This is a genomic window from Desulfonatronospira sp., from assembly GCA_003563255.1.
Lineage (GTDB): Bacteria > Desulfobacterota > Desulfovibrionia > Desulfovibrionales > Desulfonatronovibrionaceae > Desulfonatronospira.
The window spans coordinates 1-3447 of sequence record PWSL01000195.1; the positions used below are offsets into that span (position 1 = coordinate 1).

The 3447-nt window shown below is 49.4% G+C and carries 3 protein-coding genes; all 3 read right to left on the reverse strand.

What is annotated here, in order from left to right:
- Window positions 1–938 precede the first annotated feature (938 nt).
- Window positions 939–1211 carry an HU family DNA-binding protein gene (locus tag QZP87_RS05655; RefSeq protein WP_291321949.1) on the reverse strand — a complete coding sequence of 91 codons (273 nt, stop codon included), beginning with the start codon at window positions 1209–1211 and terminating at the stop codon, window positions 939–941.
- Between the two features lie 659 nt (window positions 1212–1870).
- Window positions 1871–2641 (reverse strand): 16S rRNA (adenine(1518)-N(6)/adenine(1519)-N(6))-dimethyltransferase RsmA, encoded by a 771-nt coding sequence (rsmA, locus tag QZP87_RS05660; protein ID WP_291321950.1) that lies wholly within the window; start codon window positions 2639–2641, stop codon window positions 1871–1873.
- Window positions 2638–3099 carry a DUF2062 domain-containing protein gene (locus QZP87_RS05665; protein WP_291321951.1) on the reverse strand — a complete coding sequence of 154 codons (462 nt, stop codon included), beginning with the start codon at window positions 3097–3099 and terminating at the stop codon, window positions 2638–2640. The genes rsmA and QZP87_RS05665 overlap by 4 nt, the downstream gene beginning before the upstream one ends.
- Between the last annotated feature and the right edge of the window lie 348 nt (window positions 3100–3447).

The following is a 3447-nucleotide window of genomic DNA, read 5'->3' on the forward strand; positions in this document are numbered from 1 at the left end:
CAAGATAATACCAGGCACTAAGAAACACCTCCTTAAAAAAAACTTAAAACATCCCTCTATCTGCGTGCAACTGTTCCGGGGGTCGGCCGTATACCGGCAGTCAACAACTAGGACCCCCTGAATGGTTGCCTCTGCATTATTTTCAGGCAGTATCAGTAGAGCACCTTCAGGTAGCGCAGGGGACTTATCTGCACCTGCCCGGGATAATTGCAGGGATCTGTTCAGGGCTTTGCATGTCGCATGGGGACGACTCTTCCGGGACCCACTTGTCCCAAAAAATGAGTCGTTTTGAGCACAAAATGATGCTCAGGTAGATCCCGGGGTGCATGTCCCCGCAAACATTAACCCAAACATTAAAGCAAGGATTTTTTCTTTTCTTGTTCCCAGGCTCCAGCCTGGGGACATCGTTATTTTGTAGCTCCAGCCACATTTTTTAAGAAGCGGCTGGTGCCGCAGGAACTAAGCGCTCCCAGGCTGGAGCCTGAGAACGGGAGGTCACCAGAAACGAAGAACCAGGAACCAGAAACCGATTTTAACGACCAACATGTTGGTTTGAAATTTTCACTAAGCGCCTAAACAGATACCCTGCCATAAAATAAGTGCAAACCGGTCCCCGTGCCACATAACAAAGCGCTAAACAGTAATAAAGTAAAACTGATTGGAATGCTTGGCAAGAAAAAAGAGAGGGCAAGCTTTGCCCTCTCTTTTTTCTTTGTGGGGATTGAAATTAGAAACATTTGTTGTTTCCAGGCCTTGCCTGCCTGATATTTTCCAGTATTGTCGCGGGGACTGTCCCAAGTGTGGGATACGAGCACTTCTTTATCTTGGGTTGCGGGCAAAGACCGCTTTAGGACGTCTCCCCCGGAAAAATCCGGTTCTTCAATATTATTTAATTTAATACAGGATGACAACCTGTGAATCACAGGCTGTCAAAATTTTTACTTGACTGCTTCTTTGAGGATCTTGCCCGGTCTGAACTTGACCACCTTGCAGGCGGGGATCTTGATTTCTTCACCAGTGCGGGGATTGCGACCATTGCGAGATTTGCGCTCTTCCACAGCAAAAGTCCCAAAACCGGTCAGGGTCAGCTTGCCTTCTTTCACCAATGTGTCCTGAACAGATTCCAGAAAGGCATTCAGGGCCTTTTCGGAATCTGCTTTAGTCAGGCTGGCCTTTTCCGCCATTTTGGATACCAGATCAGTTTTTGTCATCAGTTGCTTCCTCCTTCAATAGTTTTACCATATAACAAGATGTGCCTGGGAAAAAGTCGGTCCATGAATAATTCAGCAATAAACCAAATACTTGACTCTTTGATTATACCGGTTACCGGCCCGTGTCTCCTGAATCCTGCCAAGCGCTCCACGTGGTTCGCATGACAAAAAAGACTTTTTGCAGTCGCATCAGACAAACTAAAATTTTTGCACCACGATTTAACCAGGACGCACATTTTTATAAGTGTCGTTGCAGGGTTATAAGCTATACAGTCCTGCGGTAGTGACTTCCTCCTGCCCCCCTGCCTGCCTCAGGAAAGTCCTGCCATGTTGAATATCTTTGCATAGCCCGGGGGCTGAAACTCTACTGTGGTCGGCTTTATCAATCTGCCAGCCACGCCATAGACGTGAGGCAATGAATGCAGTGAAGGCGAAGCGGTTAACTGAGGTGAGATCGGTGGTCACAACTTCTTCACCTTTCTGATCAGTCTGGACTGCGGGCATTGCCCGCTTTTTGAATCACTATTTTGTAGGATACCGCCTTCCGGATAGGAAAGGTCATTACACTTACTTTTCCACAAATGCAAGCATAGCAACTACTAGAAACAAAAAAAAATGCCTCAAGTCAAGACAAATTTTGGACTCAGCCCTGCTTATCTTCAAAAAATCAGCCTTGACAAACCCTGCAATTGTTCAGGGCTTAGTTGCTCAGGCCGAGTTGTAGGATCCAGGCCTGACCTGTGAAAAACAAATTTTGTCTTGTTATTCCAGTAGGTTTTAATTATTTTACCCAGTTGTTTGCGACGGTTTTGAAATAAAATCCGGGTTAACTTTGAGAGGTGTTCAGGCACAAAAAAAAATTTGTCCTGTAAGCGCGGACGTAGTTCTATAACAGCCGACTCGACCCTGGGTCTGGGCCTGAAAACCCCAGGCGGAACTTTGAAGAGAACTCTGGGAACTGTAAATGACTGGATCCAGACTGACAAGGCCCCGTATTGCCTGCCGCCGGGAGCAGCGGCGATTCTTTGCGCCGCCTCCTTTTGAACCATGACCACCGCCCGGCTGAATCCCCTGCAGCCTGCCGCCAGATCCCAGAGCAACACCTGGGCGATATTGTATGGCAGGTTGCCGATTATCTTTACCCCGGGCATTCTGTCCAGCCTTGACCAGTCAACCTGCAGAGCATCCATATTGATCACCTGGACCCCTGGATACTTTTCCAGGTCAAAAGCCAGCTTCCGGTCCTTTTCCAGGGCCAGGATGCTGCCGGCCTTACCCGCCAGAAGTCTGGTCAGAACTCCTTTTCCAGGCCCAATCTCCACAACCTGGTCCGCTGGACCAGGCTCAAGGCGGTCCACTATTTTTCGGGCGACATTCAAATCCACAAGAAAGTTCTGTCCCAGACTTTTTTTGGGCCTGGAAGGATTCATCTGGGCCTCGAGCGTTTAAGCTTTATGCGCAGAGCTCTTTTCCTGCGATAGACATACACCATGCGGACGCTGACTGCATAGGTCAAAAAAGCAAGCACCAGCCCCACAACTATCCCGCCTGCCAGCATGAGCAGCAAAAAATCCCAGCCCAGGTTGACGATGTTTAACAGAGTCAACTCCTCGGGCTCAAATTCTTTTTTGCCCACAGGAATTATGGTCCTGCCCAACAGGTACATTCCATAATAAACGAAAGGGGCATATAAGGGATTGGTTATCCAGGTGCCCAGAGCGGCTGCCAGCTTGCTGCACCTGAGCAGGAAAGCCAGAACCAGGGCGGTGACCGTCTGCAGGGGGATGATGGGCAGACAGCCGACGAATACTCCCAGGGACAGCCCCATGGCCACGTTGTGCGGGTTGTCCCTGATGCGGAGCAGTTTTAAGTACCAGAAGCGGAACATCCGCTTCAAACTGTCCCAGGAGAACCTGGAAGGCCTCTTAAAGTTTCCGGGGGGTCGTAAAGGCAAGCCTTTCAAGTCCGGGCCGGCACCCGGAACTGTCAGTTCAGTAGTTTCCACCGGCTATGAGCACTCTCCGTAGATGGTTATCTGTTCAGGGCTGTGCATGTGGCATGGGAACCGGCCCTCCCCGCAATGATTGTTCAAATAAGCTGAAAATTATCTGTAACGTATCTGTTTAGCGCTTTGCATGTAGCACGGGGACTGGCTCTTCCGGGACCCGCTTGTCCCAAAAAATGAGTCGATTTGAGCACAAAATGATGCTCAAGTGGGTCCCGGAGTGCCTGTCCC

Bases quoted from the DNA above. Each gene is read 5' to 3' on its own strand.
- QZP87_RS05655 (WP_291321949.1), bottom strand. From the start codon at position 1,211: ATGACAAAAACTGATCTGGTATCCAAAATGGCGGAAAAGGCCAGCCTG.
- rsmA (WP_291321950.1), bottom strand. From the start codon at position 2,641: ATGAATCCTTCCAGGCCCAAAAAAAGTCTGGGACAGAACTTTCTTGTG.
- QZP87_RS05665 (WP_291321951.1), bottom strand. From the start codon at position 3,099: ATGTTCCGCTTCTGGTACTTAAAACTGCTCCGCATCAGGGACAACCCG.